Here is a 5,237-nt window from a genome sequence, read left to right as displayed (position 1 = left end):
GCCGGGGGCGCTGGGCGCCGGCCGGGTGCCGTTCCACGGGCCCCGGCAGGCCGGCATCCTCCAGCCGCAGCAGGCCCGGGTGCACCTGGCCGCCTTCGACCTCACCGAGGGGGCCGGCCGGGAGGGCCTGCGCGGCCTGCTGCAGCGCTGGTCGCGGACGGCGGCCCGGCTGGCCGCCGGCGAACCGGCCGACGAGCAGGAGAACCAGATCGCCCTGGACGCCGGCCCATGCTCGCTGACCGTGACCTTCGGCCTCGGCGCCACCGTGTTCGACAAGGCGGGCCTCGCCGACCGCCGGCCGGCCGCCCTCGAACCGCTGCCCGCCTTCCCCGGCGACGCCCTCGACCCGGCGCGCGGGGACGGCGACCTCTGGGTGCAGATCGGCGCCGACGACGCGCTGGTGGCCTTCCACGCGCTGCGGGTGCTCCAGCGCCAGGCGGCCGGCACCGCGGCCCTGCGCTGGCAGAGCTCCGGCTTCTCGCGCACCCCCGGCGCCACCGCCCGGCCGATGACCGGACGCAACCTGATGGGCCAGGTCGACGGCACCAACAACCCGCGGCCGGGCGAGGAGGGCTTCGAGGCCACGGTGTTCGCCTCCGGCGACGGGCACCCGGCCTGGCTGGCCGGCGGCTCGTACGTGGTGTTCCGGCGCATCCGGATGCTGCTGGACACCTGGGAGGCGCTGCCCGTCGACCGGCAGGAGCGGGTGATCGGACGGCGTAAGCAGGACGGCGCGCCGCTGTCCGGCGGTGGCGAGACCACCCCGGTGGACCTCGCCGCACGGGCCGGGGACGGCACCCTGGCGATCCCCGCCGACGCCCATGTCCGGGTCGCCGCGCCGGCCGCCAACGGCGGGGCCGCGATGCTGCGGCGCGGCTTCTCGTACCACGACGGCGCGCTCCCGGACGGCTCCCCGGACGCCGGGCTGCTCTTCCTCGCCTTCCAGGCCGACCCCCGCCGCGGCTTCACCCCGGTGCAGCGCAAGCTGGCCCGCGGCGACGGCCTCTCCCGCTTCCTGCGCCACGAGGCGAGCGGCCTGTACGCGGTGCCGCCCGGCGCCCCGGAGGGCGGCTACGTGGGACAGCCGCTGCTGGAGGGGTGAGCACCACGCGCACCGGCGGCGCCTGCCGGGCGGGCCCCGTCCCATCCCGCAGAACGGGTCCGTGCCGGCCACGCGAAGTGGCTAAGGTGACACCCGGACCAGACCACGCACTCGTACGGAGGCGGCATGTCGGCGACCCGCTACACCTATCTCGGCCCCGCGGGCACCTTCACGGAGGCGGCCCTGCGGACGCTGCCCGAGGCGGCCACCCGTGAGCTGGTGCCGCTCTCCTCGGTGCAGCTGGTGCTGGAGACGGTACGGGTCGGCGAGGCCTCGGGCGCGTTCGTGCCGATCGAGAACTCGGTCGAGGGCGCGGTCACCGCGACCAACGACGAGCTGGCCTCCGGCGCCCCGCTGATGATCTACCGCGAGGTGCTGCTGCCGATCACCTTCGCGCTGCTGGTGCGGCCGGGCACCGAGCTGTCCGAGGTCAGGACCGTCACCAGCCACCCGGTGGCCCAGTCGCAGGTGCGTCGCTGGCTGGCCGCCAACCTGCCCGACGCCACCTGGGAGTCCGCGGCCTCCAACGCGGACGGCGCCCGGCTGGTCGCCGAGGGCCGCTACGACGGCGCGTTCGCGGGCGAGTTCGCGGCACCGATCTACGGCCTCGACCCGCTGGTCAAGGAGATCGCCGACGCGCACAACGCGATCACCCGCTTCATCCTGGTCGGCCGGCCCGGCCGGGTCTCCTCGCCGACCGGCGCCGACAAGACCTCGATGGTGGTCTGGCTGCCGGACGACCACCCGGGCGCGCTGCTGGAGCTGCTCCAGGAGTTCGCGGTGCGCGGGGTCAACCTGATGCGGATCGAGTCCCGTCCGACCGGCGAGGGACTCGGCAGCTACTGCTTCCTGATCGACTGCGAGGGGCACCTGGCCGACCGGCGGGTGAGCGAGGCGCTGATGGGCCTCAAGCGGATCTGCCCGCAGGTGCGCTTCCTCGGCTCCTATCCGCGCGCCGACCGCCGGGTCTCCGAGCACGTGCGGCCCGGCACCTCGGACACCGATTTCGCGGAGGCCTCGGACTGGCTGTCGCGCTGTCTGGACGGGCGCGGCGACATCTGAGCGGCCCGCCGCCACCGGCTGCCCCGGTCGGTGACCGCACCGGGGACATCCTCCCGAAAACGGGTGTAGGCCTGCGGTTTCCCTTTCGTCTTCGATCGCCGTTGAACGGCCGATGACGGGTCCGCTCCGGGAAGCCGGCTGTCCACAGGGAGTGCGCTCTGTCCACAGCGGCGAGTTATCCACAGCCCTGGGGATGAGTCGACAAACCGGTATAGCCACTGCACGGATCGGTCGGATCGGTGGTTTGCGTCGCAGATATGACTAATCGGACCAGAGTCACCCTCCTGCCGGCAAATCACCCGTCCGAGTGCTTCAATTCCCTCACCTGAGAAGGTCAAATCGGGCTTGAAACCCGAATTCCCCAGTTCTTGACGGAGTGCGACCAGGCGATCGCACCATCCACAGGGGGCGGGAACGGCCTGTGGATAACGGGCCGACGCCCCCATCCCCACCCGGGTTATCCACAGGACGGCGTGAGTTATCCCCAGGCGATAACCGGTACCGGCCCGGGGGGCCCCTCCCGGTACGCTTGGCCTGTGATTGACCTTCGCCTGCTCCGTGAGGACCCTGACCGAGTACGCGCCTCGCAGCGCGTCCGTGGCGAGGACGTCGACCTGGTCGACGCCCTCCTCTCCGCCGACGAGCGGCGCCGGTCCTCGGGCAGTCGCTTCGACGAACTGCGCAGCGAGCAGCGGGTGCTCGGCAAGCAGGTCGCCCAGGCCAAGGGCGACGAGAAGGCCGCCCTGCTGCAGCGCACCAAGGAACTGGCCGCCGAGGTCAAGGCCGCCGACGCCGAGCAGAGCGCGGCCAAGGAGGAGGCCGAGCGCCTGCTCCGCTCCCTGGCGAACCTCATCGACCCGGCCGCACCGGTCGGCGGCGAGGAGGACTTCGTCACCCTGGAGGAGATCGGCACCCCGCGCGACTTCGCCGCCGAGGGCTTCGAGCCCCGCGACCACGTCGAGCTGGGCCAGATCCTGGGCGCGATCGACACCGAGCGCGGCGCCAAGGTCGCCGGTGCCCGCTCCTACTACCTGACCGGCGTCGGCGCGCTGCTGGAGCTCGCCCTGGTCAACATGGCGATCACCCAGGCCACCGCGGCCGGCTTCATCCCGATGATCACCCCGGCCCTGGTCCGCCCGGCCGCCATGGACGGCACCGGCTTCCTCGGCCAGGCCGCCGAGAACGTGTACCACCTCGCCGAGGAGGACCGGTACCTCGTCGGCACCAGCGAGGTCCCGCTCGCGGCGTACCACATGGACGAGATCATCGAGGCCGACAAGCTGCCGCTGCGCTACGCCGGCTACTCGTCCTGCTTCCGCCGCGAGGCCGGCACCTACGGCAAGGACACCCGCGGCATCATCCGCGTCCACCAGTTCGAGAAGGTGGAGATGTTCGTCTTCACCACCCCCGAGGACGCGGAGAACGAGCACCGCCGGCTGCTCCAGTGGGAGAAGGACTTCCTCAACGCCCTGGAGCTGCCCTACCGGGTGATCGACGTCGCCTCCGGCGACCTCGGCGCCTCGGCCGCGCGCAAGTTCGACATCGAGGCCTGGATCCCGACCCAGGGCAAGTACCGCGAGGTCACCTCGACCTCCAACACCACCGAGTACCAGGCCCGCCGCCTCGCCATCCGGATGCGCGAGGAGGGCAAGGCCCGCCCGCTGGCCACCCTGAACGGCACCCTGGTCGCGGTCCCGCGCACCATCGTGGCGATCCTGGAGAACCACCAGCAGGCCGACGGCTCGGTGGTGGTCCCGGAGGCCCTGCGGCCGTACCTGGGCGGTCGCACCGTCCTGGAACCCGTCAAGTAACCACCGCCCGCGCGACCGCCGTCGCGAGCAACTCCCGGGAGACGTCCGGCCCATGAGCACCATCAGCCCCAGCCCCGTCTCCCCCGGTGGCGACCTGCCCTTCCGGCTGGTCGCCACCGACCTGGACGGCACCCTCCTCAACGAGGAGGAGACCGTCTCCCCGCGCACCCGCGCCGCCCTGGCCGCGGTCACCGCCGCCGGTGCGCAGCACATCATCGTCACCGGCCGCTCCGCCGTCTGGGCCCGGCCGGTCTTCGACGAGATCGGCTACACCGGGATAGCGGTCTGCGGCCAGGGCGCCCAGGTCTACGACGCGGGGGCGCACAAGCTGCTCACCTCGCTCACCCTGGACCGCCGGCTCGCCGCGCTGGCCCTGGCCAAGATCGAGGCGGAGACCGGCCCGCTGGCCGTCGCCGCCAACCAGGACGGCCTGGACGGCCAGGTGCTGGCCGGCCCCGGCTACGCCCTGCAGATCGGCTCCGACCTCCCGGTCGTCCCGGTGATCCGGGAGGAGCTGCTGGCCTCACCGATCAGCAAGCTCTACATCCAGCACCGCGGCCTCACCGACGACGGCCTCTCCGACATCGCCCGGCAGGTCGCCGGCGACCTGGTCGGCATCGTCATGGCCGGCCCCGGGGTCGTCGAACTCCTCCCGCTCGGCCTGACCAAGGCCACCGGCCTGGCCGTCGCCGCCCGCCGCCTCGGTGTGAAGGGCGCCGACACCATCGCCTTCGGCGACATGCCCAACGACGTGCCGATGTTCGGCTGGGCCCGGCACGGCGTCGCGATGGCCAACGCCCACCCGGAGCTGCTCGCGGTGGCCGACGAGGTCACCCTCGGCAACGACGAGGACGGCGTCGCGGTCGTCCTGGAACGGCTCTACCCCGCCGCCTGACCGCGGGGGCCCGGAGCCGCCCGACGACGGGGTCCGTACCGCCCCGGCCGTGGGCCCGGCACCGCGGCCCGCCGGGCCCGCAGTCAGTTCGGCCACACCCGGATGCTGACCTGTCGGGTAAGAGTTTGTATGCTCCGCTGAAGCTCCTCGCCCATGGGCGCGGCGCTCTTGGCGGGATCGGGGTTCCCACCGGACACGTACAGGGATTGCTGCTTCCGCGGAAGGTACGCGTATGTCAGGCCAGTGGGACGAGAGCCCGCCGTCGGGGGTGGACGGACCGCGACGGGGCGAGACCCCGCGGAGCTCGGTACGAACCGGCCGCCCGGCCGACGGCCAGGGCGGGCGCGTCCCGGCGCCGCGTGCCGGC

General features: G+C 73.1%; 4 protein-coding genes. All 4 read left to right on the top strand.

All coding sequences use genetic code 11. The features are described 5' to 3' along the window. Nucleotides 1-1,102: iron uptake transporter deferrochelatase/peroxidase subunit (gene efeB / locus ACWEQL_RS40725; protein WP_452156395.1), on the top strand; the 1,102-nt coding region annotated here is incomplete at its 5' end. A 126-nt stretch (nt 1,103-1,228) separates the two neighbouring features. After that, nucleotides 1,229-2,164, top strand: a complete 936-nt coding sequence (gene pheA / locus ACWEQL_RS40720) for a prephenate dehydratase (protein WP_452156393.1) — start codon at nt 1,229-1,231, stop codon at nt 2,162-2,164. A gap of 536 nt (nt 2,165-2,700) precedes the next feature. Further along, nucleotides 2,701-3,975: a serine--tRNA ligase gene (gene serS / locus ACWEQL_RS40715; RefSeq protein ID WP_452156391.1), complete on the top strand. Its 1,275-nt coding sequence runs from the start codon at nt 2,701-2,703 to the stop codon at nt 3,973-3,975. A gap of 52 nt (nt 3,976-4,027) precedes the next feature. After that, nucleotides 4,028-4,870 (top strand): HAD family hydrolase, encoded by an 843-nt coding sequence (locus tag ACWEQL_RS40710; RefSeq protein ID WP_452156389.1) that lies wholly within the window; start codon nt 4,028-4,030, stop codon nt 4,868-4,870. Nucleotides 4,871-5,237 lie beyond the last annotated feature (367 nt).

It is taken from the genome of Kitasatospora sp. NPDC004240 (assembly GCF_053603215.1).
The sequence above is the reverse complement of the archived record's forward strand: the minus strand, read 5'-3'. Positions and strand labels throughout refer to the sequence as shown.

Bases quoted from the DNA above. Each gene is read 5' to 3' on its own strand.
- pheA (WP_452156393.1), top strand. From the start codon at position 1,229: ATGTCGGCGACCCGCTACACCTATCTCGGCCCCGCGGGCACCTTCACG.
- ACWEQL_RS40710 (WP_452156389.1), top strand. From the start codon at position 4,028: ATGAGCACCATCAGCCCCAGCCCCGTCTCCCCCGGTGGCGACCTGCCC.